This is a genomic window from Bradyrhizobium sp. WSM4872, assembly GCF_055811715.1.
Genome location: NZ_JBVVPT010000006.1, coordinates 106,054 through 131,485, shown reverse-complemented (window position 1 = coordinate 131,485; position 25,432 = coordinate 106,054). Strand labels below are relative to the sequence as shown.

The 25,432-nt window shown below is 55.6% G+C and carries 20 protein-coding genes and 1 pseudogene; 14 read left to right on the top strand and 7 right to left on the bottom strand.

Annotated elements, in window-relative coordinates:
- Positions 1-30: 30 nt before the first annotated feature.
- On the bottom strand, positions 31-1,587 hold the full coding sequence (locus tag AC0L3C_RS11025; protein WP_473407963.1) for an undecaprenyl-phosphate glucose phosphotransferase: 1,557 nt from the start codon (positions 1,585-1,587) through the stop codon (positions 31-33).
- 185 nt (positions 1,588-1,772) lie between these two features.
- Here AC0L3C_RS11025 and AC0L3C_RS11020 point away from each other — a divergent pair, with 185 nt between their 5' ends.
- The 9 genes from AC0L3C_RS11020 to AC0L3C_RS10980 all read left to right on the top strand — a co-directional run bounded on the left by AC0L3C_RS11020 (position 1,773) and on the right by AC0L3C_RS10980 (position 13,730).
- Positions 1,773-2,780 (top strand): ABC transporter substrate-binding protein, encoded by a 1,008-nt coding sequence (locus tag AC0L3C_RS11020; protein WP_473407962.1) that lies wholly within the window; start codon positions 1,773-1,775, stop codon positions 2,778-2,780.
- A gap of 761 nt (positions 2,781-3,541) precedes the next feature.
- On the top strand, positions 3,542-4,519 hold the full coding sequence (locus AC0L3C_RS11015; protein WP_473407961.1) for a GDP-L-fucose synthase family protein: 978 nt from the start codon (positions 3,542-3,544) through the stop codon (positions 4,517-4,519).
- A 10-nt stretch (positions 4,520-4,529) separates the two neighbouring features.
- The gene (locus AC0L3C_RS11010; protein ID WP_473407960.1) at positions 4,530-5,870 is read left to right on the top strand and encodes a glycosyltransferase; all 1,341 of its coding nucleotides are present in this window, start codon (positions 4,530-4,532) and stop codon (positions 5,868-5,870) included.
- Between the two features lie 45 nt (positions 5,871-5,915).
- Positions 5,916-7,127, top strand: coding sequence for a glycosyltransferase (locus tag AC0L3C_RS11005; protein ID WP_473407959.1), 1,212 nt, complete (start codon positions 5,916-5,918; stop codon positions 7,125-7,127).
- Between the two features lie 15 nt (positions 7,128-7,142).
- The gene (locus AC0L3C_RS11000) at positions 7,143-8,429 is read left to right on the top strand and encodes a pectate lyase family protein (RefSeq protein ID WP_473407958.1); all 1,287 of its coding nucleotides are present in this window, start codon (positions 7,143-7,145) and stop codon (positions 8,427-8,429) included.
- A 31-nt stretch (positions 8,430-8,460) separates the two neighbouring features.
- A complete protein-coding gene (locus tag AC0L3C_RS10995; RefSeq protein ID WP_473407957.1) occupies positions 8,461-9,699 on the top strand; it encodes a lipopolysaccharide biosynthesis protein in 1,239 nt (412 codons plus the stop codon).
- A gap of 69 nt (positions 9,700-9,768) precedes the next feature.
- Entirely contained in the window at positions 9,769-11,079 is a 1,311-nt protein-coding gene (locus AC0L3C_RS10990; protein ID WP_473407956.1) for a hypothetical protein, read from the top strand.
- 55 nt (positions 11,080-11,134) lie between these two features.
- A complete protein-coding gene (locus tag AC0L3C_RS10985; protein ID WP_473407955.1) occupies positions 11,135-12,304 on the top strand; it encodes a glycosyltransferase in 1,170 nt (389 codons plus the stop codon).
- Positions 12,305-12,419: 115 nt separating this feature from the next.
- Positions 12,420-13,730, top strand: a complete 1,311-nt coding sequence (locus AC0L3C_RS10980) for a glycosyltransferase (protein WP_473407954.1) — start codon at positions 12,420-12,422, stop codon at positions 13,728-13,730.
- A gap of 40 nt (positions 13,731-13,770) precedes the next feature.
- On the opposite strand, the gene AC0L3C_RS10975 is transcribed toward AC0L3C_RS10980, so the two are convergent.
- Entirely contained in the window at positions 13,771-15,270 is a 1,500-nt protein-coding gene (locus AC0L3C_RS10975) for a phosphomannomutase/phosphoglucomutase (RefSeq protein ID WP_473407953.1), read from the bottom strand.
- A gap of 56 nt (positions 15,271-15,326) precedes the next feature.
- A complete protein-coding gene (gene gmd, locus AC0L3C_RS10970; protein ID WP_473407952.1) occupies positions 15,327-16,418 on the bottom strand; it encodes a GDP-mannose 4,6-dehydratase in 1,092 nt (363 codons plus the stop codon).
- Positions 16,419-16,632: 214 nt separating this feature from the next.
- Between gmd and AC0L3C_RS10965 the strand changes: the two genes are divergently transcribed.
- Positions 16,633-18,045, top strand: coding sequence for a mannose-1-phosphate guanylyltransferase/mannose-6-phosphate isomerase (locus AC0L3C_RS10965; RefSeq protein WP_473407951.1), 1,413 nt, complete (start codon positions 16,633-16,635; stop codon positions 18,043-18,045).
- A 391-nt stretch (positions 18,046-18,436) separates the two neighbouring features.
- Positions 18,437-19,168 (top strand): FkbM family methyltransferase, encoded by a 732-nt coding sequence (locus AC0L3C_RS10960; protein ID WP_473407950.1) that lies wholly within the window; start codon positions 18,437-18,439, stop codon positions 19,166-19,168.
- Positions 19,169-19,869: 701 nt separating this feature from the next.
- On the opposite strand, the gene AC0L3C_RS10955 is transcribed toward AC0L3C_RS10960, so the two are convergent.
- Genes AC0L3C_RS10955 through AC0L3C_RS10945 form a run of 3 tightly spaced genes read right to left on the bottom strand, consistent with a single transcriptional unit; the run spans position 19,870 to position 22,431 of the window.
- Positions 19,870-20,493 (bottom strand): hypothetical protein, encoded by a 624-nt coding sequence (locus AC0L3C_RS10955; protein ID WP_473407949.1) that lies wholly within the window; start codon positions 20,491-20,493, stop codon positions 19,870-19,872.
- Complete coding sequence (locus tag AC0L3C_RS10950; protein WP_473407948.1) at positions 20,490-21,629, bottom strand: ERF family protein; 1,140 nt, start codon at positions 21,627-21,629, stop codon at positions 20,490-20,492. Before AC0L3C_RS10950 ends, AC0L3C_RS10955 begins: the two co-directional genes overlap by 4 nt.
- Positions 21,613-22,431 carry a YqaJ viral recombinase family protein gene (locus AC0L3C_RS10945; protein WP_473408079.1) on the bottom strand — a complete coding sequence of 273 codons (819 nt, stop codon included), beginning with the start codon at positions 22,429-22,431 and terminating at the stop codon, positions 21,613-21,615. Before AC0L3C_RS10945 ends, AC0L3C_RS10950 begins: the two co-directional genes overlap by 17 nt.
- Before the next feature lie 657 nt (positions 22,432-23,088).
- Here AC0L3C_RS10945 and AC0L3C_RS10940 point away from each other — a divergent pair.
- The 3 genes from AC0L3C_RS10940 (at position 23,089) to AC0L3C_RS10930 (ending at position 24,411) form a co-directional block, all read left to right on the top strand.
- Positions 23,089-23,340, top strand: a complete 252-nt coding sequence (locus AC0L3C_RS10940) for a hypothetical protein (RefSeq protein WP_473407947.1) — start codon at positions 23,089-23,091, stop codon at positions 23,338-23,340.
- Between the two features lie 234 nt (positions 23,341-23,574).
- Positions 23,575-23,853, top strand: a complete 279-nt coding sequence (locus tag AC0L3C_RS10935; RefSeq protein WP_473407946.1) for a hypothetical protein — start codon at positions 23,575-23,577, stop codon at positions 23,851-23,853.
- A 165-nt stretch (positions 23,854-24,018) separates the two neighbouring features.
- Complete coding sequence (locus AC0L3C_RS10930; protein ID WP_473407945.1) at positions 24,019-24,411, top strand: hypothetical protein; 393 nt, start codon at positions 24,019-24,021, stop codon at positions 24,409-24,411.
- Positions 24,412-25,069: 658 nt separating this feature from the next.
- On the opposite strand, the pseudogene AC0L3C_RS10925 reads toward AC0L3C_RS10930, so the two are convergent.
- Positions 25,070-25,432: pseudogene (locus AC0L3C_RS10925) on the bottom strand (hypothetical protein); the annotation flags it as partial.

Here is a 25,432-nt window from a genome sequence, read left to right as displayed (position 1 = left end):
CGGTCCAACATGAAGGACGAACTGGCTATTTCACCACACCCCGTGCTGCCTAAAAACCGTTGCCGCAGTCTGAAGCAGCACCTTGATATCTAGCCACAAGCTCCATTTGTTGATGTACCACAGGTCGAACTCCACGCGCTTCTGCATCAGGTCGAGCGTGCGGGTTTCTCCGCGGTAACCATTGACTTGGGCCCAGCCGGTGATGCCGGGCTTGACGTGGTGCCGGAAGGCGTAGTTGCCGATGATCTGCTCATATTCGGTGTTGTGGGCGGCCGCGTGCGGGCGGGGGCCGACCAGCGACATATCGCCCTTGAGCACGTTGAAGAGCTGTGGCAGCTCGTCGATCGAGGTCTTGCGCAGCCATTTGCCGATGGGCGTGACGCGCGGGTCGTTTTTCTGCGCCTGCTGAATCATCAGGCCGTCCTCCAGCACGCGCATGGTGCGGAACTTGAAGATTTTGAACGCGCGACTCCCGAAGCCGTGACGGGTCTGGCGGAAGAACACCGGGCCCTTCGAGCTCAGTTTGATCAGGATCGCGGTTATCAGCATCACCGGCGCAAACACCAAAAGCGCAAGGCTCGCGCCGACGAGGTCGAGCGTCCGCTTGAGCGCGCGCTCGTTCAAGGACAGTGGCGCGCGGCGCAGCTCGGCGGTGAACGTGTCGCCGGTACTCACGAGCGGATAGCGCAGGAACCGCGCGGCGTTGGGGTCCGGCACCAGATGCACTGGGATGGGAAGTATCTTCAGCGCGTCTAGGATGCTATCGATCGCGTGCTGGCGGCTCCAGTTCATCAGGAGGAAAACGTGCTCGATCCGATTCTCGCGAGCGAAAGTTATCAGCTCCTCGAACCGCGGCACCAGCGAGGACAGCAGCAGCGGCGAGGCGAGGTCCTTGGCCGGGATCTCCATCATCCGCACCAGGCGGTAGCCGTGCTGGCCGAGGTCGTCGATTGTGTTGGACGAACTCGCCAAACCGAACTCGGCAATCATGATCGCGCGGCCGTTGGCGAAGGCGCCGGTGCGCAAGGCGTGTGCGGTCCAGTGCGCCGCCGCGATCTTCCAGGCGAGCAGGACGGCAAGGCCGACCAGGTAGAACGATATCGTCGTGCCGCGCGAGAACTCGTCGCTGACCTTCATCGTGAAGGCGATCGCGAGTAGCGCACCGAAGAGCCCCGTCCATGTCGCCAGCGTCGTCCGGAACGTGCGGGACAAGTCTGTGATGTTCTTGAGGCGGTAGCCCTGCTGTACGACCGTCAGGAGGATGAAATTGATCGCGACGAGGACGCTCGCCGCCGCATAAACATCGGCCTTGCCGAGCGTGCCAGCAGTGGCGAGATGATAGCCGGCCGCGCAGCCAATCCCGCTGGTCACGATCAGCGCCGCATCGACCACAGCCATTAGCCGTTCCACGAGCGTAGGTCGCAGCCAGTTCGTCGGAAACCCTGCAGCTGTCGCTACAATTGGCTCGATCACACGAATTTCCGCCGCAGAATCAGCCATCGGAACCGGTCGAGTGGAAAGAATTGTCATCCTGCCAAACTCACTGACGCAAAATTCATTATCCGAATAAACCGTGCTATCGGTCAAAATCGCTGTTAAAACAAGGCGCAGGAAAAATTAACCTTACCCCACCCTGTATTGTAGCCCATCTCGCCACGACTGATATGTTAAACTTGCAACCCGTTAGGAAGATCATCTCGTTGTCTCGACCCCGGTCCCTGCGTCGGGCCCGGCCGAGAAGAAAGCGCTATCGCGCCATTGGCCTCGTTACATTGGCGCTGATCGGAACCGTGCTTCTCCTTCTTCGCCCCGACGCAACCCCGATACGAGCTCCGACCACTTACGCGGCTGTTGCGGTCAAGCTCCTCCTCGACGGGCCATATGGCGCGCGCTTTGCCGGCGAACTCGCTGCATCGAAGCAGGGATACTTCTCCTCTCGCATCGAGTTGGCCGCCCAACCCGCCCCTGATTTCGTCCAGACGATTGCACGCCAACATGCCATCGGCGTGACGAGTGGCCAGAAGTTCCTGCTCGCAAGCTGGCGTGGCGTCCCCGTCACCGCCTTCGCCGCCAGCTTTCTCGATACCTCGGTCGCCATCTTCACACTCGAAACCTTGGGATTGCGGCGGCCGGCCGACCTGATCGGGAAGCGAGTCGGGTATCGCAGAGCGAGTGAGGGAGAGGTCGTCTTCGATGCCATGATGGCGCAGCTCGGGCTTCCCCGCAGCCAGATTACCAAGGTCCCCGACCGCGACAGCTTCGATGCTCTGCGGGCTGGGGACGTGGATGCGATCATTGCCGCCATCGACGAGCAGCCCGATCCCTCGAGTCCGGCTTTCGTGAAACTGAGCGTGATCAAGCCGCAGGACTACGGTATCCATGTCCCAGGGCAAGTCTATTTCGCGAGCAATGATCTCATCCATGATCAGCCGTCCGTAATCGCCGACGCCCTTCAGGGCATCATTCGAGGATGGCAATTTGCCTATGGAGACTATGCACGGAGCGTGCCCGTTCTCGCCGGTGCCGGCCCGGCCAGGTTGAATTTCGAGCGGTTGAAATTCGAGTTGCAGCAGCAACGTCCGCTCGTGCTTCCCACGGGCGGCCGCATCAGCGACTACGATGAAAGCCGCTGGCGGACGCTTCGGGATATCCTACTCTTCGCAAAGCTCGGCGAGGAGGATGTGCCGTTGGCTCAGACGGTGAACTATCAGTTCCTTCGGGATGTGTACCGCCGTTCACCCGACCTCGCGACCCCCGGCGCCTGGAGCGAGGAAAAATAGGGCTCAGAAGTCACAGTTGTACGCCATGTCATCCCAAAAGGCTCTCGGCGGCCCGACACCAGTTGCATTTCCGTCGGTCGTCTTGGTAAAGTTCGGTTCACTATTTGGGCTAGTGGCGGAGTGTCTTGCGTATCGTGACGTTGGTCGGCCGGGGTCTGACAAGCACGCATCGGGGATCAAATCCGCAGGGGCAAGGAGCTTTTTGGGATGTTTAAGACATTGATACGAGCGGGGCTTTTAACCGCAACTGTTACATTGTGCGCGGCCAGCGGAGCGAGTGCCGCGATGCAGATGCCCCCACCGCCAGCTTTGCTCACGGGTGAGAGCCAGGTGACGCCTATTACCTTCTGGGCGCAGCCCTATCCATATCGATATGCGCCGTGGCGCCGTTGCCCGCTGGTACGGGTCGAGACGCCTTATGGCTGGTATATGGATCGGGTCTGCGCGCCTGTCGGGCCTGTCCTGCGCCGGGCGTATTGAGGTTGAGCTAACCCACGGAAGTTGCCGTTTTGAGAATGTTTGAGGCAGTCGCACAGCTGACGCGGCTGCCTTGCTCGTTTTTGCCCAAAGTGTGCTTACCTTTTGTGCGCATAGCGCAGGTTCATCATGAATATCTTTGGAGGGCTGGGACAGGCTGTCGCATGGTGAGGAGTGTGTTACCAGTTTGGCGCGGCTACATCGGCAGTGTGATTGCGTAGTGCGGTAGCCAGATCGTCCGGGAGCAGCGACGCTCCGGCGACCCACCGCTGATAGAGGATACGATGGTAAGGCTTTCAACCTACGATCTCTCGGGCAAACGTGTCTTTGTCGCGGGTCACCGAGGCATGGTCGGATCGGCTGTCGTCCGAAGGCTAGCGTCAGAGAATTGCACCATTTTGGTTGCCGACCGCCGCGAATTGGATCTCACAAAGGAAGAGCCCACGCTAAGATGGCTTGAGGCCAATCGTCCTGAAATCGTGGTTCACGCAGCGGCAAAGGTTGGTGGTATCGCGGCCAACAGCAATTTTCCGGTCGACTTTCTCTGCGACAATCTTGCAGTGGAGCTGAATGTCATTCGTGCGAGCCACACAATCGGTGTGCAACGCCTGTTGTTCCTGGGCTCGTCCTGTATCTATCCCAAGCACGCCAAGCAGCCGATCGCAGAAAGCGAACTGTTGACCGGTCCACTCGAGCCGACCAATGAATGGTATGCACTGGCGAAGATTGCCGGGCTAAAAATGTGTCAAGCTTACCGCCGGCAATATGGCGACGATTTTATCTCAGTCATGCCAACTAACCTTTACGGTCGCGGCGACAATTATCATCCCGATCATAGTCACGTTCCGGCAGCGCTGATTAGGCGCTTCCACGAGGCGAAGATTGCCAAGTTGCCCAAGGTCACAGTGTGGGGCACGGGAACGCCGCTGCGTGAGTTTCTCAATGTCGACGATTTCGCTGATGCATGCGTGCACCTTCTAAAAAAATACTTTGATGATTTGCCGATTAATGTGGGGAGCGGAGAAGAGCTCTCGATTGCAGCTTTCGCGACTCGTATTGCGGAGGTAGTTGGCTATAAGGGAGCATTGGTTTTCGACACCTCTAGGCCTGACGGTACCCCTAGGAAGTTGCTAGACAGCTCCCGCATCCAAGCTCTTGGGTGGCGGCCTCATGTCTCCCTTGGGGAAGGTCTATCATCCGCTTATGAGGATTTCCTCTCAAGACACCGGGGCCAGAGCGGCCAAGTCGCGGCTCAGAGCTGAGGGAGCCGAAATGACATTCGGCGAAAAGCGAGCCACCGCTGGACTTGACCCTACTGAGAATCTCATAGCGTCGCGACCTTTGTTGACGATCATTACGGTCGCCTACAACGCGCAGACAACTATCGAGCGAACCCTTCTTAGCGTCTTCAAGCAAAAGAACTGCGACATTGAGTATATCGTCATAGATGGTTGTTCGACGGACAAGACGTTGGAAATCACGAAACGGCATTCGGCGGAAATTGACGTTCTGATCTCCGAGAAAGACAAGGGGATTGGCGACGCGTGGAATAAGGCGCTTCGGCTCGCGACTGGAAAATATATTCTGTTGCTTAATGCGGATGACGAGTTAGCGCATGACACTGTTTCTAGCATTAGAAAAATTATATCGATTGGTCCGGCCCGGGCAGTCTTCTATGGCACTGCTGAATTGATCGACGAGGATGGACATGAAATCGGAGTGAACGCGAGGACGTTCGATGAAGCCCGCCTTGTGAATGGCTTTGGTTTTATGCACACAACCTGCCTGATCCCTAAAGCAGTATACGAAGAGGTCGGATTGTTCAATCCGGATGTTCGAATAGCGGTGGACACGGAATGGTTGCTTCGCGCTCACTTTTTGGGAATTCCCTTTGTTCGGGCACGCCAAAAGATCCGAATGCGTGTGGGAGGCGTCTCCGATCGTTATAAAAGACGAGCGTACAACGAATATCTAGCGCTGCTTCGAACACATGGGTTTTCTTCGCGCCATCGCTTGTTAGCCAAATGTCGTCACGAAGCGATTTTGATCTTGGATTACTTAAAGCGACGCTTTCCTGTGGCAGCGAAGCAGACGGTCTTGATCTACATTCGGTTGATCAACGTTCTTTACAATCTGCTCCCCTCGTTTTGGCTTCGCCGTCGCCTCGCTCCGCTTTTCCGAATGTCTCTGGCCGAGGGGGCGACCGTACACAGTCCCGTCCGCCTGTTTGGTTTGAGTAAGGTGAAGATCGGCGCATGTAGCGCGGTCAACCGAAATTGCTATCTCGACAATCGAGCCGAAATCATAATTGGCGCGAACGTGTCGGTGGCCCACGATGTAAAGATTTACACCGGCGGGCATGATATTGATGGTCCCAGTTTTGCTTTTAATAAGAGGCCTGTTATTATTGAAGACTTCTCAGTTATTTTTGCTGGCGCAACAATTCAGCCAGGTGTGCAGATCGGTCGCGGGGCGGTCGTGCTACCCGGAAGCGTTTTGACGGCAAATGTCCCGGAGATGAAAATATTCGGAGGCAATCCGGCTCGCGAAGTTGGCACGCGGAAATCTGTGCTCAATTATGACTGCAGGCAAGAGTATTGGTTTGCTCCTTAGACGCCTGACTGCCTATCTTTTTGCGGAAACTAGAAGAAAAAAAGAATGCGTGTGCTTCATCTTTCGAGCGGAAACCTCTCTTCCGGCGCCGTGCGTGGGGCTCAAAATTTGCATTTCGGCTTAATTGAGCAAGGTGTGGAATCCCGCTTTTTGTGTGATCCAAGCGGCCCATCGGAGTTCTTCAATCGACAGATTGCGTACGAAACTAAAGTGCAGATATCAAGATGGCTTGAGGAGAAGAACCGTCAAAAGGTCAGAGGAAGACAATACTTTTCTCAGGCGATTTCTTCACTAGCAAGAGTGCCGAAGTCAATTCTCGGTGGCGCAGACATTCTCCATGTTCATTGGGTGAGCGGCGGACGCGTTGCTCTCAATGTTTTGGATGCGGTCGATCTACCGATTGTTTGGACCGTGCGTGATATGTGGCCATTTACAGCCGGTTGCCACTATTCTCTTGAGTGCGACGGGTTCTTATCGAACTGCAGTGCGTGCCCTGGCTTTAAAGGGCTAAACAAGTGTTCTGACTGGACCGGACTAGCTTTCGACGCGAAGCGATCTTTATACTCTAAGGAAAAAATTCACTTTGTGTTCATGAGCGAGGTTAGCCGCGCCGCTGCCGAGGAGTCTACGTTGCTGCGGGGATATCCTCACAAGCATCTCATTTACAACATCATTGATGAAACGGCGTTTTATCCAGAGCCCGCAGCAAGGGAACGCTTGAGTAGTCAAGGCCTACAGCTCCCCCGTCGATATATATTGGTCGGGGCGTTCGATCAGAATGACGCTTACAAGGGCTTTGATATCTTTTATCGCGCATATTCACGTGTTGCTGACAGGCTGCGTTCTGCAGGTATCGAACTGCTGACATTCGGCCGCCCATACAAAGGTTCCGACGCTGCGCTGGCGCGTCATCTTGGTCCTATCGACAGTGGTGCCATGCTTCGGGCGCTGTATTCCTGCGCGCAGCTTTTTGTAATGCCATCGCAGCAAGAGATTTTCGGAAAGACCACGCTCGAAGCCCTCGCATGTGGTACTCCGGTTATTGGCTTCCGAAACACTGCTGCTCAGGAAATTATCATCTCGGGATCCGATGGTAAGCTTGTGTCGAGCGAGCGCGAGCTTCAAGATGTGCTCTTAGAGGTTGCGACTAAGATTGAAACGGATTCGCTTCCTAGATCTAGCGGCATTGCACATCGGTTTCGCCGAGAGACTGTCGTTCAGCAATATTCTGCGCTCTATCGCAGCCTAGTGGGATGACCCGGAAAAGCCAGGATGAATCCGCTTTCTCGGAGAGAGTTTTTTTTGGGGGCTGCCAGCCCTTCATTGGTCTGCTCGTCGCAGTTCGGCTCCACTGCGCCCATGAATCTCCACTGGTTTGAAACTCGCGACGACTTGGCGTCAGCCTCTATTGCGGCCACGACGGAATGCGTCATTGTCGGGAGGTTTGAACGCGTTGGGCCGCTATTTCCTACGCAGTATGTTCGCTACCAAGGGGCAGAGCGTCATATCGGAATCATTCGCTCTAACGATGGTTCGTTGTGGAAGCTCTTTGAAAGCCACGTTAACGTACTTTCATTCGGGGACGACGGCGTCGCCATACAAAGAGCAATTGATAGTCTAGGTGGGCAGCCAGGAACAGTCGAGCTTCCCGCTCAACAGTTTTTCGTCAAGAGCACGATCAGAGTACTGTCTGGTCAGAGTATTGTAGGTAGTGGATTTTATACCGTTCCAAATTCCTACGCAGTATCCGCTGGGAGCCGATTGCTTTGCGAAAGGGGAGTTCGCGCTATTGAAGTGAAGGGCCTCAACAAGAATACTCCTATTGAACGAGTGCGTATTTGCGCTCTTGCGATAGAGGGGACGGGTCGTACGGGCGAGGGAATCTATATTGAAGATGCGCGCTATATTTCCTTGGAAAATATTTACATGCATGGCTTTGATGTCGGGCTTCATTTTCACTCCACAGCGTGGCTCTCATCAATCGGTCAGGTGCAAGTGTTTAACTGCCGCCGCGGCGTAGTGTGTAACTCTGGTGCGGAAGACAGTACATTTCGATCCAGCATCTTTCGTTACTGTGAGGTTGCTCTTACCCTAAACTATCACTCTCAAACCAATACGTTTCTTGGTTGCGATTTCGGCTACTCGCGTGTGGCTGTTGAGATGGTTGGGGCTCCCAATATGCGCATGAATGCGTGCTTCCTGGGGTGTATGTTTGAGTTCAGCGATTTCGATGCTCCCTCCGATTCCAAATCGGTCTTTTCTTTGCGGGCTGCGCCGGGGTCTCGCATCGAGAATTTCCCCTCTGTGTCTATCGAAAATTCTCGGTTTCATTGTGCGGCCAAGGCCCAAGATACTCCTATCTTTAGGATTTCGAAGGCGGATCAAATTCGATTGGTTGGCGCAAGGGGGGGCAGGGCGTTTAAGGTCGTATTCGCGTCCGCCGATACTCAAGTTGAAATAGGCCAGATTGCTGTGATCAATTGCGAGCGCATCGCGCTGGAAGAAAGCTCGGCTGAAATTGACAAACTTGGAGTGTTGAGCAAGGAGAAGTTTCGGTGAATGCGGTCGCTATGCAAAGCCGGAGCCTCTTATGAGTAGCCCGCTATATGCGTATTCCCTTTTTTTGTTGCGTGCATTGGGTGCTGCAGCAGGGCTCGGAATCTCTGTCATCCTGAGCCGCGAAAGTTCTGACGTGTTTGGGGCTTACTCGGTCGTCGTTATTCTGAGCGTAGTATTCGGCACGTTGGCTGGATTGGGATTTGATAGTCTAATTGTGCGGGAATTCTCGGGAAAGTTCAGAGACCCTGGCGTGCAGCGCACGATGATTGCATTCTCGCTCGTGTGCGTTCTTGGTGTGTTAGTGCCGTCCACGTTCTTTGCAAATTGGATATTGTCCGACTTCTATCAAATTCATCTCCCGTTTTCCGTAGTGTTCGGGGTCCTTGGCGCGCAGGCTGTATGCCTTTTATTGGTAGCTCTCCTTAGGGCGCACGCAAAATTTGTTGCCGCCCAATGTGCTGAGTCGCTCAACGTGCAGCTGCTTGTTGTTGCTGCTTTGCTAACATCCCAAAGTTTGCGAGCAGGCTATGCCATCGAATGCTATGTAGTAGCTTCTATTCTGAACGTGGTCATCTCCGGCGCAATAGCTGCCTCCGGATTTTCTAAGGGGGTGGTTTTTGCAGCCGCTTCTCGATCAATGCTCTCGACCTGGTGTCTGAATGGACTCCAGTTCTTAGGTATCGCTCTATTATTTCTCTTGTCGAACAGAATTGATCTTCTTTTTGTCAGCCATGTGTTTGCCCCCCATCAATTTGGAAGTTACCGTATTGCGTCGCAGCTATTTGAGTTCTCAGGCGTTTTGACGAGTACTTATCTAGCAATGCTCCAGCCGAGAGCAGCCGAGCAGCTGCATCTGGGCCGGTTCGATAGGGTTCGGGCGATGCTGGTAGGTCCTATCCGGTTGAATTTCGCGGTCGCGTGCGTCGGTTTCATTATCTACCTCGCAGTTGGTCGTTACGTTCTCAAAACAGCATTCCCGAGCTATGATGCAGTCTACAGTATCCTTGCCCTGCTCTTGGTCGCGCGGTTGTTTTCTATGGCTAGCCCGGCGGCCGGAATGGTGCTCGATATGGCTGGACGGCAACACTTTTCTCTTATTGCCATGGCTACGAGCGTTTTATTTGTCGCGGCAATGTTGCCTGTAGGCTCCGCTGTTGGCGGGTTGTACGGTGTTACTGTGCTCGTGGGTAGCGTGCTTGTGGCACGTACCTTTGTATTTCTGTACATCAGTCGGCGGATGTTGGGCTTATCGCCAACTATCTTCGGATGAAGAGACCCGAGGTGTCGGGTCAAGGACATTTGGTCGGTCGCCTAAGAGGTGAAAAGAAAAGAAGGCAAGATGCAGGAAATCTCCGTTGCTATTCTGATCGCTTCAATAGCTGCGTTTTCTACGTTCGTCCTATTTGGGCTTCGAACATCGATCGGAGTGTTCCTATTTTATTACAGTGCAAACTTGTTCATTGTGCCCGCGATAATTCGGCTCAGCGCCAAGTATTGGTATTTTGGTGCCACCATTCCTGATGGTGTTTGCGAAGAGGCCAATTACTACATTGTGCTTTTTTTCCTGGCGGCGACCCTCTCCAGTTGGATGGTAAGGAGTGGAGTCGCTCCTCGCTATCTTGCAGTAATGGGCGGTTTGCAGCCGGCCCAAATAGTACTTTCATTCTGGCTATTTCTGCTTGTGTCTTATTCCGCCAATGTGATCATCTACGGGAATCCCCTCTACTTTCTAGGCGCAGGAGACGTAAATCGCTTTTCGGCCATGATGTCTTTGACGAACGGCGGTTGGTATTTGCAGACGCTAACTGGTGTGGCGGTAATACCCGCAGTGTTGTTGATCGGTCTTTCGCTCAGGCATACGACGGTGCTCGGTGTCCTGAAAGCGGCAGTATACTTGGGCTTGACGTACTTCATCACGTTTCCTGCTACTCGTACTGGAACGCTGGCCTGTATTGCGGCGTTTGCTGTAATTTTATTCGATAGGTCAAAGTCGCGCTCTCAAATGGCAAGAAATGCTGTCATTGCGCTTCTTTTGATGCTTCCAGCTTCGTTGCTGTCAGCATTTCTCAATGCGCAGAGGCAAGGAATTTCGTTGGTTGGCGAAGATCCGTCTTCAGCGTCACGATCGGCGAATATGTCGACTGACTATCTTCAATACGATAACGCGACGTACCTAATATCCAGTCTAAGTCGGATTCCATCGACAGATTTCTCATTCCTCGCGGCTACAATTAGTCCTCTTAATCTCGTCCCGTCAGCTATCGTTCCTTTCGAAAAGCCAAGGGCCGACAAGGACGCATATCTGACTCAGGTCGTTTTCGGAGCCAACCTCGACTTGAATTTCTACTCCAGAGGATCGACGTTAACCTTTAGCATGCCGATAACCGCGGTCACCGATTTCGGGTTTGTCGGTGTCGTGCTGTCCGGCCTAATATTCGGCTGTTTGTTAACGCTTGCGATTTGTTACGCGAACGTAGGCGATCCTCATGTCCAGTTCTTCTTAAAGTATTATGCGATTATCATGATCGCTGCGCTGCGATTTAGCGTCGAGGGGCTGATATTGCAGATCCAGATTCTGGTTATTTTCGTTTGCTTGATAAGATTGGTCCCAAGCGTGACAGCTTCGCGACGAGTTACTAGAAACGGGTAAGCCTTCAACGTCATTCCATACGCTGCAGTTGCGCTGTCGCAGTTTTTGAGCGGTCATGTCCGAGAAACGAATTCTTCGAGTAATGTGGGTGGGACTCGTTCCATTTGCCGCAGATCAAGGCGGTGGCGGAACCTATTCTCGAGAGCTAACAAATATTTTATTCGGACGACAATCCGACATAACGTTTGTCTCGGTGCTGCCGAACAACAGGTTCTACCGAAAGCTCAAGCTGTTGCTCGCTGTCTTGATAGGTAGCATTCTCCCAGTTTCGTCGAAGATACTCTACTGCCTTTCTTTGACAGCGACTTTCCGAGTCTTGTTCAGTCGAGCTGACATTCTCGTGCTCGATCATGTCGAAACGAGCTACTTGGCCAAAGTATCCAATTGCGATCGAAAGTTGGCGATACTCCACAATGTTGAGTGGCGGCTTATGGCTCAGAGATCAAGAGAAGCTTCAGGAATTAGAGGAGGGTTACTTCGGAGAGAAGCGTGGTATCTTAGAAGATTTGAGTTATCCGCGTTACGCTGGATCGACCGTGCCGTTTGCATCTCGGCCGATGATGCGAGCTATTTTGAGCGGAAGATTGGTGGAATAAATCTGGTGAATATTCCTCCGACATTCCGATACCGGTGCGCCGACAGGATCAATGGGTGTCAAAACTGCTCCAGGAGGAAGTTGGCCTCGGTTAAAACCGCGAGTCCTCTCAGACTTGGATTTGTTGGAAATCTGGAATGGTGGCCGAACAGACTGGGATTGGATTGGTTTATGCGATCAGTTTTCCCTAAGCTGGGGGATGTGGAGCTTTTGGTGTTCGGTCGCGGAGGCAAAGCTCTCAATTATTCCTATTCAAATGTGCAAATCTGCGGATTTGTAGAGTCGCCGACGGACGTCTGGGATAGCTTCGACGTGTTGATCGTTCCCGTGCTCTCTGGTTCGGGTGTCAGCGTCAAGGCGGCCGAATCTTTCTATAACAGAAAATCGATTGTCTCGACGCGAATGGGCGTTCGTGGGCTAAATTTCGGCTCTGGAAACGTTATTGTGGTTGAAACCGCAGAACAATGGATCGCCGCCATCGAATCATGTGCAAGGGCGGCAGTTCGAGATGACTTCGAAACGGGAGAGGTAGTAAAAAGGTTTTGTGCCCGCCATGTCGAGCGTGCGACGAGAGAATCAAACTGGTTTTCTGATTTAGTCGAAGGTTTTCCTGGGCCGGATCTTGATTAAGCTTTTCTGCAACAATTTGTAAGCTGGTCGATCGATCGGTTGGATAATGTGATATCTCGCGGCGGTAAGGCGAATTGTAAAAGATTTTTCTTGAATTAGGTGTAGGGGGGCGAGGTTGTTTTCATTTCACACTTTGCAGACTGATGGCGCCTGTGTTGAGTTTGCTCCCTGTGCTATTGCAATCCTGAGCCGATGGCCCATTCCGATCATCGGCGGCCGCGAGCGGATGATTGTTCAGCATCTGAGCTACTTGGCGCAAAGATACAAGTTAATAATCCTATGCGCAGAAACTCCCAGGGAGATTCCTGAATTTTTAGCTGCCGCGGAAGTCGTGGAGCTGGAGAAAGCATCTCTCTGGGATTTTTGTGTGAATTTCATAGTGCGCAAGTTTCCTTTGCAGGAGTCGTACTACTGCGGCACTTCAACCGCTTCGAAGGTCTTCGAATTGGTTCGGTCTCGTCGGCCAGTCATGATCTATGTCGATATGATACGGAATTTTGCAAATACGAGGATGCTGGACGGGAGTTGCGTAGCGCGGAGAGTAGTCGTTGACTATGATGATCTGCTATCCAAACGTTACGCTGAGCAACTTTTGTCAGGCGCCGAAAATCTTCTCGGGACACGCAAGAACGATTTTCCACGGTGGATACAGCTTGCGGCGAGATTTGCAGCCGGTCGGGTTCTCAAGATCGAGGGAACGCGTATGTTTCGTCGTGAGCAGAATGTTGCCAAGCTGGCAAGGGCGGTCATGTTCACGTCCGCAGTTGAAGCGCAGGAGTTCTCCTCTTCAGAAGGAAGAGACAATGTCTTTTCTGTTCCTATCTCCAGCATGGCAACGAACGTGATCTCTAGCGATCCGATCGGGAGGCCGCGTCTGCTTTTTGTGGGGAATTTACGAAACCATCACAATATGTCTTCATTGCAGTTGCTCGTTCAAGCGATTGACAGGCGATTACAGGGCGGGGAGGCCGAACGCATCTGCGTTTTCGGGCAATACGATCCAGGGGAGATCCGCTCAGAGCAGCTTAATAGATATTGCGATTTCAGAGGATTTGCTCCGGATCTATCCGACCTCTCAAGCCCGCCAGGTATCCTTCTGGCGCCCTTCGTCGGCGGAACTGGCGTAAAGACAAAAATTCTCGAGGCAATGTCAATTGGAGTAGTTGTCGTAACCACAAGTCGAGGCATCGATGGGCTGGACTGTGTGCCGGATCGGGATCTTATCGTCTGTGACGGGCCAGATGACGTTTATACGCAAGCGCTGAAACTGCAGCTTGATCGGGAGCGCTTCAAGTCCTTGCGTGATCACGCGCGTCAGTACGTGGTTGAGAGGCACGCACCAGAGGTTGTCGCCGAAAGTTATGATCGGATCTCTCAATATGTTGAGGATCTACAGCTCGCGAGAGCAAGGGGAGCCGATTGCTAACTTACTTGGGCCCAACGTACACGGGAATGCCGATCCCAGGTCAAATCTTCTGATTGTACTCGCCGACTTCGGGATGGGTGCGCAGCACGCTGTTCACCATCTCGAACATGTCGTGCATGCGCTGCTCGGAGACCGGGCTCTCGACCACGACAACGAGCTCGGGCTTGTTGGAGGAGGCACGCACCAGGCCCCAGCTGCCGTCCTCGACCGTGACGCGGACGCCGTTGACGGTGACGAGATCGCGGATCGACTGGTCGCCGATCTTGGCGCCCTTCGTCTGCAAGCCCTCGAAGTGCTTCACCACCTTGTCGATGACGCCGTACTTCACCTCGTCGGTGCAATGCGGCGACATGGTCGGCGACGACCAGGTCTTCGGCAGCGCGTTCTTGAGATCGGCCATCGACTTGCCGGGGGCGCGGTCGAGCATGTCGCAGATCGCGAGCGCCGAGACGAGCCCGTCGTCGTAGCCGCGTCCATACGGCTTGTTGAAGAAGAAGTGGCCGGACTTCTCGAAGCCCGCGAGCGCACCCGTCTCGTGGGTGCGGCGCTTCATGTAGGAATGGCCGGTCTTCCAATAGGTGGTTTTGGCACCCTGCTTCTGCAGCACCGGATCGGTGATGAAAAGGCCAGTCGACTTCACGTCGACGATGAACTGCGCATCCTTGTGGATCGCGGACATGTCGCGCGCCAGCATCACGCCGACCTTGTCGGCAAAGATCTCCTCGCCGGTGTTGTCGACCACGCCGCAGCGATCGCCGTCACCGTCGAAGCCGAGACCGACATCGGCCTTGTGCTGCAGCACCGCGTCGCGGATAGCGTGCAGCATCTCCATGTCTTCGGGGTTCGGATTGTATTTCGGGAAGGTGTGGTCGAGCTCGGTGTCGAGCGGGATCACCTCGCAGCCGATCGCCTCCAGCACCTGCGGCGCGAACGCGCCGGCGGTGCCGTTGCCGCAGGCCGCGACGACCTTGAGCTTGCGCTTGAGCTTCGGGCGGCTGGTGAGATCGGCGATGTAGCGCGCCGGATAATTCTCGTGGAATTGATAGGAGCCGCCGGCCTTGTTCTTGAACTCGGCGCCCAGCACGATCTCCTTCAACCGCGTCATCTCGTCGGGGCCGAAGGTCAGTGGGCGGTTGGCGCCCATCTTCACGCCGGTCCAGCCATTGTCGTTGTGCGAGGCCGTGACCATGGCGCAGCAGGGCACGTCGAGGTCGAACTGGGCGAAATAGGCCATCGGCGTCACCGCGAGCCCGATGTCGTGCACCTTGCAGCCTGCAGCCATCAGGCCGGAAATCAGCGCATATTTGATCGAGGCCGAATAGCCGCGGAAATCATGACCGGTGACGATCTCTTGGCTGACGCCGAGCTCCGCGATCAGCGCGCCCAGCCCCATGCCGAGCGCCTGAATTCCCATCAGGTTGATTTCCTTCTGGAACAACCAGCGCGCGTCGTATTCGCGAAAGCCCGTGGCCTTCACCATCGGCTCGGATTCGAAGGCATAGGTGTTGGGCAGCAACACGGATTTCGGCTTGGGGAACATTGCCGGGCAATTCAAACTAATGGCCCTCGGAAGAACACTCAAGCTTTGTATCCTGCTTATTCACGCCTCTCAAAATACCTGAAGCCGTGTTGCTTTACGAGCTCGTCTCGCTTGGCACTCTTCAAATCTTCGCGCATCATCTCTTGGACAAGCGCCTCGAACGTAGTCTTAGGTTGCCAACCCAACTTCTCGCGCGCCTTGCTGGGGTCGCCTAATAGTGTAGCAACCTCGGTCGGGCGGAAGTATCTTGGGTCTACAGAAACTATGCATTTACCTGTGTTTTGATCGATGCCTTTTTCTTCTATCCCTTCTCCGTTCCAAGAAATTTGAATGCCGACTTCTCCGGCCGCGACCTCGACAAATTCCCTCACCGAATGCTGAGTCCCAGTAGCGATCACATAATCTTCTGGTTCAGCTTGCTGCATCATCAGCCATTGCATCTCAACATAGTCTCGGGCGTGCCCCCAATCGCGGAGCGCATCAAGATTGCCAAGATAGAGGCGATCCTGAAGACCCAAATGGATGCGGGCTAACGCCCGTGTGATCTTTCGCGTGACGAATGTCTCGCCGCGCACGGGCGACTCGTGATTGAATAGAATGCCGTTGCACGCATACATTCCATAAGCTTCGCGGTAGTTCACTGTGATCCAATAGGCATAGAGTTTTGCGACCGCGTAGGGAGACCGAGGATAGAAGGGCGTTGTTTCCTTCTGAGGGGTCTCCTGTACTAAGCCATACAATTCGGAGGTCGAAGCTTGGTAAAATCTGGATTTCCGCTCAATGCCGACTATTCTCATTGCTTCTAGTATGCGCAGAGCGCCGAGAGCGTCGGAGTTGGCAGTGTACTCGGGTTCTTCAAACGAAACCGCGACGTGGCTCTGTGCGGCGAGATTGTATATCTCGTCGGGTTGGGTCTGACCAACAATGCGTATAAGACTGGAGGAGTCGGTTAGATCTCCATAGTGCAACTTAAACGGTGGATTGGTTTCGTGAGGATCTTGATAAAGATGGTCAATTCGATCTGTATTGAACAGCGACGTTCTGCGCTTGATGCCATGAACCTCGTAGCCCTTAGCTAAGAGTAACTCAGCTAGGTAGGCTCCGTCTTGACCGGTTACGCCCGTGATCAATGCTCGCTTCTTTGTCATGAATTTCCCATGGAATTGCTTTGCTTCTCATAGCTGAAAGCAGTGCTGATAGCGATCCAAAATTGCCAAGTGATAGACTTTACATTAACGTGGAAGATTTTGTGGAGCGTTACAAAGGGACAAGAAGCGCTCCCTCCTCGATTCACCTTAAATACGAACAGCCCTGACGCGCATTTTCAAGTTTGTTATATCCTTTACAATTTGTGAGACGACAATGACAAGCCCGATAATCCCCCTGATCATGTGTGGTGGCGCCGGAACGCGGCTATGGCCGGCTTCGCGCGAGGTGCGGCCCAAGCAATTCCTGCCGCTGTTCGGCACGCGCTCGACTTTCCAGGACACGCTGTTGCGCGTCTCGGAGGCCTTGCTGTTCGATCGCCCGATCGTCATCACCAATGCCTCCTACCGCTTCATGGTGCTAGAACAACTCGCCGAAATCGGCATCGCGGCCGATGTGATCCTCGAGCCGATGCGGCGGGATTCCGGTCCGGCGATCGCCGCCGGCGCGGTGTTCGCGCAGAACCGCACCAGTGAGGCGATCGTGCTCGCGCTCGCCGCCGATCACGTGGTGCAGGACAACGCGGCCTTCGTCGCGGCGTGCCGCCAGGGCCTCATCGCCGCGAGCGCCGGGCGTATCGTCACTTTCGGCGTCAAGCCGGAACGGCCGGCGACCGAATACGGCTATATCAGCCCGGGTGAGGTCATCTCCGGCGAGGTGCACGCGGTCGCGCGCTTCGTCGAGAAGCCGGATGCGGTGAAGGCGGCCGACTACGTCAACTCCGGCTATCTCTGGAACAGCGGCAACTTCATGTTTCCGGCCAGCGTGCTGCTCGACGAATACCGCAAGGTCGATGCGGCGAGCGTGGAGGCGATTTCCAATGCTGTTAGCAATGCCGGCCGCGATCTCGGCTTCGTGACGCTGGAGCCCGAGGCGTTCGGCGCGGCCAAGGCGATCTCGATCGACTATGCGGTGATGGAGAAGACCGCGCGCGCCGCGGTCGTGCCGGTGTCCTGCGGCTGGTCCGACGTCGGCTCCTGGCACGCGGTGTGGGAATTGTCGGACAAGGACGCGCAAGGCAATGCGTCGCACGGCACCGCCGTGTTCGAAGATAGCCGCAATTGCAACGTCACCACAGACTCCGCGCTGGTCGCGCTCGAAGGCGTCGACGATCTCATCGTGGTCGCGACTGCCGATGCGGTTCTCGTCTCGCGTCAGAAGGATGCCAACGGGCTGAAGCGGCTGGTCACAAAACTCAAGGCGGTCGCGCCGAAGGTCACCGAGGAGCATCTCAAGGTGCATCGGCCCTGGGGCAGCTACCAGTCGGTCGACAATGGCGAGCGCCATCAGGTCAAGCGCATCGTGGTGAAGCCGGGCGGGCGTCTGTCGCTGCAGAAGCACCATCATCGCGCCGAGCACTGGATCGTGGTCCGCGGCACAGCCCGCGTCACCGTCAACGAGACCGTCAAAAGCGTGCACGAGAACGAGTCCATCTACATCCCGATGGGCGCGGTGCACCGGATGGAGAACCCCGGTAAAATCATGCTGGAGCTGATCGAGGTCCAGACCGGAAGCTATCTCGGGGAAGACGACATCATCCGGATTGAAGACGACTACCAGCGCTCATAAAGAAGTTGTTGAATAAGGCTTGGGCGACTAAGTGTCAGAAACAAAAGCCGTCTTGTCTTGCTGGCGGTCTAGATGAGAACCGCGATCGAAGTGGCGAGTCTTCGTTAAAATGCTGACTGGAGCAGGTGAGGCGCAGCGGGCAAGAGCGGTTGTGATAATTTGATAGATCCTGCGCTCTGGCGTGTAGTACAGCTTGCTCAGGTTAAAGGGGGCGATTGTGTTAAGTGCAAAGCGGGCGGTTAGATTCGTCTTGGACTCGTTCGTCCTTCGTACTCTTCCGGGCCGTGCCTCGGTAAGATTCATTGGAATCAGCAACCTATATTATGACGCCAATGAAAACCGAGGAAGATTCATTGGCGCCTCGGCTGGAGCTACCCAGCCTTGGATAACAATGTTTTGGCGGTCCGCTATTGCGGCGTTGCGACCGACACTCGTCTTAGACATCGGTGCAAACTACGGAGAGATTATTCTTTCGGCGGCCTACGCGAATGGTGCCGATATTTTTCTGTTCGAGCCAAATCCAAATATTAAGGCCTACCTCGATCGGAGTATCAAGACGCATATCAATGCCACCCATATGTTACTTCAGACCGAGTTGGTTTCTGATCAAATTGGCGATCAAATTCTTCACCTGGATGAAAAATGGTCGGGAACGTCATCGGCGATTGGGAAGATATCAGACGATATTGGATTCAAGGGGACTGGTGCGGAGTCTTTCCGCGAAATATCGGTTAGTTCCACCACAATCGATCATCTGTTCGAAGGAAGAAGCGAACTCGACGCCGACAGACTTCTTTTTAAGATTGACGTAGAGGGATACGAAGCAAAAGTGCTTTCCGGCATGATGTTGACCCTTCGGGCGGTGAGCTCCTTTTTAGGTGTGTTGGAATTCGATCGGCGATATCTGTCGCTAGCGGGAAGCGACCCACAGAAGGTGCTAGAATCTCTAAAAAGGCTTGGCGAAGTAAGGTTATTGTCGGGACGCGAACTGATTAGGGTAAATGAGATCGGAGAGATTCCTGAGCATGCGGATCTGGTGCTCTGCTCCGATGCTAGCATTCTCAATGACCTTCGTTGGCCGGTCGAGTCAATTTTGCTTCGTCGTCCCAAGGCGTTGTCATAGCTAAAGGTCTTCGCTTGTAGATGCAGCCTCTCGTTATCGGGGTCGCTACCTCGCTTCGTCGATCAAGGTTCAACTCGTTGTTATGGGCCGGCTCATCATCCAGAGCTTAGGCGGGCAGCCGGGCTCACTTCATGCCTTGCTTGGTAAGCGGTCTCGGCGTATTTGGCGTCGGTCTCGTGGAGGTTGCCCTTGACGGGCGAGCCTCGCCTTGCCTCCAAGAGGAGATCGTTAGTGCCGGCGAAGTTCGCCTAGAGGCGCTCGCAGAGGCCGCTGGGTCTTATCCGAGGAAGGGCAGCCAGTGCGAAAGCCTTGGGGAGGCTGCCCTTGGATCCCAGCGCAGAGCGCTGTTCGGTGAAGCTCGGCAGCTCGGCGATCTTGTCGGGCGCGTCCGGTCGTTCCTAGCTGGCTTCCGACTTGGCAGGAGGGAGTAGTGACTAGTACCAGTTAGCGCCGCTACCATTTCGTGTGTCTTCGAGACGCTTGGCGGGGCAAACCGGCAAGTCGGAAGAGATCCATTCGCCCGTGCCGTGGCCGATTAGGATAGTAAGATTGGCTCTGCCCTTGCAGGGCTCGATGCGGGTACTCTGGATTGCCGCAAGCTGGTTGCTTAGTTCGGTGTGAGCTTTGGCTAAGGCGGGCCGATTGGAAACGCAGTGCAATATGCCCAGCATGCGCATGGCTGGCATCCATGAGAGGTCTTGTCAGCAAGATCTTCCTCGCGGAAAATTGACGTCTCTTGGCTGACCTTTGCACTCAGGGACATTGGCGGGATCAGCCCACCTTTGAAAGTTGTTGATCTCCTTCAGCAGCATTAGGCGTCGAAGCTGAGCCCCATTCAGAAGCGATTCAAACAGAACGAGGATCTCGCGCGCCTGCACGTAAGCCTCCATGCTGATGGCATGTTCATCGAAACCGTACGATCGAAGACGGGCTTCGATATCGCTCGCAGCAGAAGCATCCAGTTGCCATTCCAGCGCGTTATGGATGGTGTAAGTTTCGGCCGCACCTTGGAAGTCCGGGGCGACGCCCACCACGTCGATGCGGCGAAGCGTCATCTCGATCGCCTTGTGGCGGTAGGTGTCCAGGAGCCTATGCCGCAGAATCCGGTAGCGTTGCATCTCCCAGGAGAGTTCTGCGATGTCGATGGCGAGCAGCCATTCGATGGCAGATCGAGGACAGAGGTCGCGGAAGATGGCGGCCTGAAGTGCGTCATACTGGTCGATGTTCTCTCCGGGCAAAAGCTGAGGCGGCGGACACAGGGCCTCGAACTCAGACGGCAAGACGCTCTTCGACTGACGCGGAGGTAGGCTGACAGGAGCATTCATTGACCCCGCGCCTCCGAGCCGATCTCTCCAGCCAGATTTGCTCCGTTCATCAGGTGGACAGGACTGGCATCCCAAAGTTCTTTCGCAATGGGCAATGGTGAAATTTGCAGATTGGTCCACCAGGCTCTTTCGTCTCCGTGCCGGTGCAGAGATAGGTGATGGGATCGGCACAGCGGCACGGTAAACTCATCACTGACTTTGCGCCCCAGAGTTCGCGGTTGAGCGAATTTCAAATGATGGGCATCAGCGGGGGTCTTCTGGCAGACCAGACAACCCTGGTTGCGAATGAAGCCGAGGTGATCCTTGCTTCGTCTCCGAGCCGGCTCTTTCGGGAAGGCTAGGCCGACCTCTGCTCCGGATGAGGCGCTGGCGGGACCCTCGACGTCGCGCTGTCTGATCGCTACCACCGGCTGTTGGTCTGATATATCGAGATCGGGAAGGGCGGCTTCCTCGAACCTCTTCTGGTAGGCAGCCTCGAGCATGCGGGCGTGCGCCTCCAGAAGAGTGTTCTTGAGCGGGAGGCTGATCTTGGCCCAGGCGAGCAGGTCGTCGCCGGCTTCCCGCTCGGCAAGCTCGCCCAAAAGCCGATCCAACAGCTCAGCGGAGCGGTCAGGCGGCAGAAGGGCAGAACGGTTCGGAGCGCCTTTGGGCGGCTTTCCCTTCGGTGCTGGTGCGATCTGTAGCTCAACCGCGGTGGGAGACCCCGTCATCAGGTCCGGGGCGTCCAGATCGTCCTCTCCGGCAATTCCGACCATGGCAAACAGCGCATAGCGGCGGGCGTAAGTTAGCGCCGCTCCCATCCGGTGCGGCGCTTCGACCTCCTTGGAGGCGCAGACCGGAAGGTCCGAGGAAATCCATTCTCCTGAGGCGTGGGCGAGCAAGGTGGTGAGGTGAATTTGGCCGGTTGGCTGCTCGATCCGGGTGGTCTGGATCGTGGCGATTTCCTGCTGGCTCAGCGTCTTGCGGACGATGTCCAGGCCGCTCGCGAGGGACGCGTAGCGGAACGTCCGATCGTCCTCCCGCGGGAAGGGCGACCTGATGACGGCGGTCAGAGTCTTCTCCGGGTTCATCAGTTCGGCTTGGGCTCGGGCGAGGGCGGCTGCGATGGTCCCGATGCGCTCACTGGACTGGTGCATGGGAGCCCTCCGCCGCTTGAGCCTCGAAGCTGATCGCGCCCGACTTGGAACGCTTGGCTTTGATGCCGTGCCCGGTCGCTTCCTTGGCATCCTCCGGCATTAGCTTTTTCAGATCCGCTTTGGCCGTCTCGTGCTCGCCATGGGCCTCTCGCGTCCGCAGGTAGGTCGCTGCCAGGTCAGCCCATTGGTTGGAGGTCGACATATCGACGACCTTGACCGCCTCGAGTCTAGGGCGGGGCGTTTCGATATTAAAGAGGATCGGCGGCTCGCCGCTTTGGACGCACCGCCAGAACTTCTTTTCGGCCGTCAGCAGTAGGTGCTGATAAAGCGGATCAGCGTGGATGTTGATCTCGACCCATTTGCCGCCACCAGTGATGATCGAGAGAACGGCGCTGCGAGACGCGGTGACCCACATGTTGTGCTGTAACTGGGCCATGTGCTTGTCGGCGGCAGCTTCCTCCGTGAAGGCCCACGGCAGCATGAACTTGGCTTCGAAGACGGCACCGGTCTGCTCGACCGTCCCGTCCAACGTTGCGGCCATCCATTTGTGGATGGGATGACGAACCCGTTTCTGGATGTCCTTCACCGTGTGACCGCTCGCGCGCTGGTACCAGGCGCGGTTCAAGACCTCCGTCACGGTCCCGAGCTGGACAATCAGATTGTCTGAGAGATCCTGCGATTCGATTTCGCCGCGTTTTTCCCGCCAAAGGCGGGTGAGGTTCTCCTGGTCGTCCCCCATGATGATGCGGGCATCCGAGCCGCCGATGAAATGCCGCCGGTCGTTCGGGTTGAATCTGATGATCTGATGCTGTGGCCCGTCGGGGCCTTCACTTTGTACGCTACGCACGGGTATCTCCTACTCCAAGAATAGCGGCGCTCCTCGCCGCACTGCCTGAAGCCCCGCGTTCGCGAGGTGAGATACCGGCGCTGCCATTGCCCCCGGCCGACTCAGTAACGCTCCAATCGGAGTGGAATGCCAGTCGTTTCTGCAGCAATCATATTGCTCATATGGGCTCTAATTCGCGCAGCGATCGGCGGTCAGCGCCCCCCCCCAGAGCAAAGCGACAAATCGAAGCCAAGTGGTGGGGCGAAAGCAACAAAGCCACGGAGTCACCTGAGGGGGCGGCGCTAACGTAGGGTTCGAGCCTCGCTCCTGCGGCGGGATCGGCCTCTTCCGCCAGCCCTTAACGTTGACCGGTGAGGTTAATCGCAGCTATCGTTTGTCGTCTCATCACTCGGCCTGTATTTCCTTGAATTCCCAAGGGCAGGTCAGAATGCTTGATCGAACTGAGCAGACCGTTGAGCCGGCTAGCCGGCAAAGGGGTATTAGCGACTATCTCTTGCCTACTGTCCTTTTCGGAGCCGTCGGCCTCGCCATGATTGCTTGGATTGTGGCGCTTGGCTGGGTAAGCTTTCGATTGATAGTCTGGATTATTTCCTGAATTTGATTGTGCCTACCATGAACGATTTTGAAGGCCTTTCCGATCATTTCCTGCTGCGGATGTACGAGTTCATCCGAAACGAAGTCATGGCCGACGCCTCGGCTGGCACGAGCCTGGTCGGCGGCGCCGCGAGACAGCGGGCCGAGCGACTGTCCACGGCGATCGAACGCCGCGGGCTCTCTTGCAAACGCATCGACTGGCCCGAACGCTCCAACAGGAGTAGTCGTGCAGCCGAGGCGCCCATTGAATCGCTGAAGTCCTCAACCTAATCATTCGGCGCATATTACGTTCCGATCGAGTTCGCTCCGAGCTCATAGTCGGGGTTAAAGAATCCCGGTCCAGTCCATCTAGAGCACTAGCGAAAAGCGCCGGCACCCATGATCCACAGAAGGCGTGCGACCTGGCTGGGTCGGAACGCGAGGCGCGTACGATCCGATTTTATTCGAGACATAACCGACAGTCGCTCCCGCACGCCAAGCCGAGGACTTGAACTGGCATCCCGCTTGGGTTTCAATCAGACCGTTAAACGCTTCATTTCACTTTTGATTGCTCTTTTTTCCCGGATTTCAGATGCGGGTCTTTTTGATTGTGTTAGGCGGCTGGCTGCTGCTGAATTTGGCTTTTGTGTTGATTGTGATTCCGCCGCGCAAGTCGCGAGGGACCGCGCCGGTAGTCAGGCTGATCAGCGTCGTCAAGCGCCTTTTCAGGAAGACAAAGAAATAGCAAAATCCTCAGCGTCCGCCTCTCATCTGGTAGCCACTGAAGTTCGTCCAGTCGAATAGGGATTATCCTACGCTCGCGCGTGAAGGGATCTCGCCACACCGCGTTGTGTCGAAAGCTGGCTTGCCTTGGTTGTGTTCAGCAATGCTTCGCTCAAAAACATGGTTGAACTCCTCGCCGGACGGAGGGAAGACCAAGGTAGAGCAGACATCAGAGAACGCGGCCTCATGACCTCAGAACGAAAGATCGAAACAAACAGGCTGAACGCCAAACGAAGCACGGGGCCGAAGACGAACGCGGGAAAAGCGAAGTCGAGCCGCAATGCCCGTCAACATGGGCTCTCGCGCCTAAAGGCTGAGGGCGATGCTAACTCCCGCCCACTCGTGCGGGCGATCGGGGCAAGCTTCGGACAGCAACACAACTCGTCAAACATGGAAGATTTCGTCCGCACCAATCTGTGGCTTGGTCGCATCCGGCAGACCCGCCATGACATGCTTATTGCGTTCCTGGAATGCCCAAGCCCGAAGCTAGCGAAGCGTCTGGCGGGACTGGAGCGCTATGAAAGGCCGGTCCGGGCCGCGCAACGGCGCGTGCTGAAGCGATGGCTGGAGCAAGGATGACAAGAGGAAAGGGCGGGCGGCTGGGGGCATTGCGCTTGGAGAGCTTGCCGATTCCGTGCCCTGTCGATCGCGCAAAATGTGAGAACCTTGATGTTGTGCAATCGTGCGCCATACGGCGCAAAGACGTGGCGGTATCGTGAAGCTGTCCGGCCTGGCAGATCAATTGCTCGATATCTATGGAAACCTGAATCGTCTCAGCTGCCCACCTGCCTCTGCGCAGGCCAGCGCTTCCCTGGCGATCTGCTCGGCTGCCTTCAGCTTGACTTGGGTTTCCGCAAGATGCGATTTGACGGCTCCATCTATAATTTCCGCGGTCAAAGGAGATCCGATTCCGCTGGAGGTTTGAACCCTCGCATGCACGCTTTGCTTGGTGCGGAAGTCCAGCGATATGGCTTGATCCTGTAACTCATTGGGAGCTCAGTGAGACACCGTCGTGAGCTCCTGGAACTGGTGATCGCGCGTTGCTGCTCAACTCACCTCTCTTGTAGTGCAGTTTGGAGGATCTCTGGTGGGCGTCCGGTTGCCGCAATGGAGCGGAGCTCTGGCGTCGTTTGCGTGCCATTTTTACAGCAGACAGGAGCCGCACTTCTGCGCGACGAAGAAACGGCCCCAGCGTGATACGCTGAGGCCGCAAGCAGTTTAGAAAATCAAACGGCGGCTATGTCAGGAAATGAAAGTCCGTGGCATACACAGCGCCATTGATCGTGATGGTCTCCTCGTGTGCGTCCAGACCTGAGTGCACGAGCCACTGATTGCTCAACCCAATCTGCGTCAGGGTCGCGCCGTCGGCGGCCAGCCCAAAACCGTGAAATTCCAGCGTATCTCCTTGGGAAGGTCCATTGCCGGTAAAGTCAGTGATGGTAGCACCAGCAGTTGCTCCCGAGACAAAGACGAAATTGTCATTGCCTCCGCCGCCGTTCAGATTGTCATTGCCACCGCCACCGTTGATGGTGTCGTTGCCGCCGTTGCCGTTGAGGAAGTCGGCGCCTGAGGATCCGGTGATGGTGTCGGCGAAGTTGGA

Coding starts and splice junctions, on each gene's coding strand:
- AC0L3C_RS11000 (WP_473407958.1), top strand. CDS start 7,143: ATGAATCCGCTTTCTCGGAGAGAGTTTTTTTTGGGGGCTGCCAGCCCT.
- AC0L3C_RS10965 (WP_473407951.1), top strand. CDS start 16,633: ATGACAAGCCCGATAATCCCCCTGATCATGTGTGGTGGCGCCGGAACG.
- AC0L3C_RS10950 (WP_473407948.1), bottom strand. CDS start 21,629: ATGCACCAGTCCAGTGAGCGCATCGGGACCATCGCAGCCGCCCTCGCC.
- AC0L3C_RS11005 (WP_473407959.1), top strand. CDS start 5,916: ATGCGTGTGCTTCATCTTTCGAGCGGAAACCTCTCTTCCGGCGCCGTG.
- AC0L3C_RS10940 (WP_473407947.1), top strand. CDS start 23,089: ATGAACGATTTTGAAGGCCTTTCCGATCATTTCCTGCTGCGGATGTAC.
- AC0L3C_RS10975 (WP_473407953.1), bottom strand. CDS start 15,270: ATGTTCCCCAAGCCGAAATCCGTGTTGCTGCCCAACACCTATGCCTTC.
- AC0L3C_RS10930 (WP_473407945.1), top strand. CDS start 24,019: ATGACCTCAGAACGAAAGATCGAAACAAACAGGCTGAACGCCAAACGA.
- AC0L3C_RS11015 (WP_473407961.1), top strand. CDS start 3,542: ATGGTAAGGCTTTCAACCTACGATCTCTCGGGCAAACGTGTCTTTGTC.
- AC0L3C_RS10995 (WP_473407957.1), top strand. CDS start 8,461: ATGAGTAGCCCGCTATATGCGTATTCCCTTTTTTTGTTGCGTGCATTG.
- AC0L3C_RS10960 (WP_473407950.1), top strand. CDS start 18,437: ATGTTTTGGCGGTCCGCTATTGCGGCGTTGCGACCGACACTCGTCTTA.
- gmd (WP_473407952.1), bottom strand. CDS start 16,418: ATGACAAAGAAGCGAGCATTGATCACGGGCGTAACCGGTCAAGACGGA.
- AC0L3C_RS10985 (WP_473407955.1), top strand. CDS start 11,135: ATGTCCGAGAAACGAATTCTTCGAGTAATGTGGGTGGGACTCGTTCCA.
- AC0L3C_RS10955 (WP_473407949.1), bottom strand. CDS start 20,493: ATGAATGCTCCTGTCAGCCTACCTCCGCGTCAGTCGAAGAGCGTCTTG.
- AC0L3C_RS11010 (WP_473407960.1), top strand. CDS start 4,530: ATGACATTCGGCGAAAAGCGAGCCACCGCTGGACTTGACCCTACTGAG.
- AC0L3C_RS10990 (WP_473407956.1), top strand. CDS start 9,769: ATGCAGGAAATCTCCGTTGCTATTCTGATCGCTTCAATAGCTGCGTTT.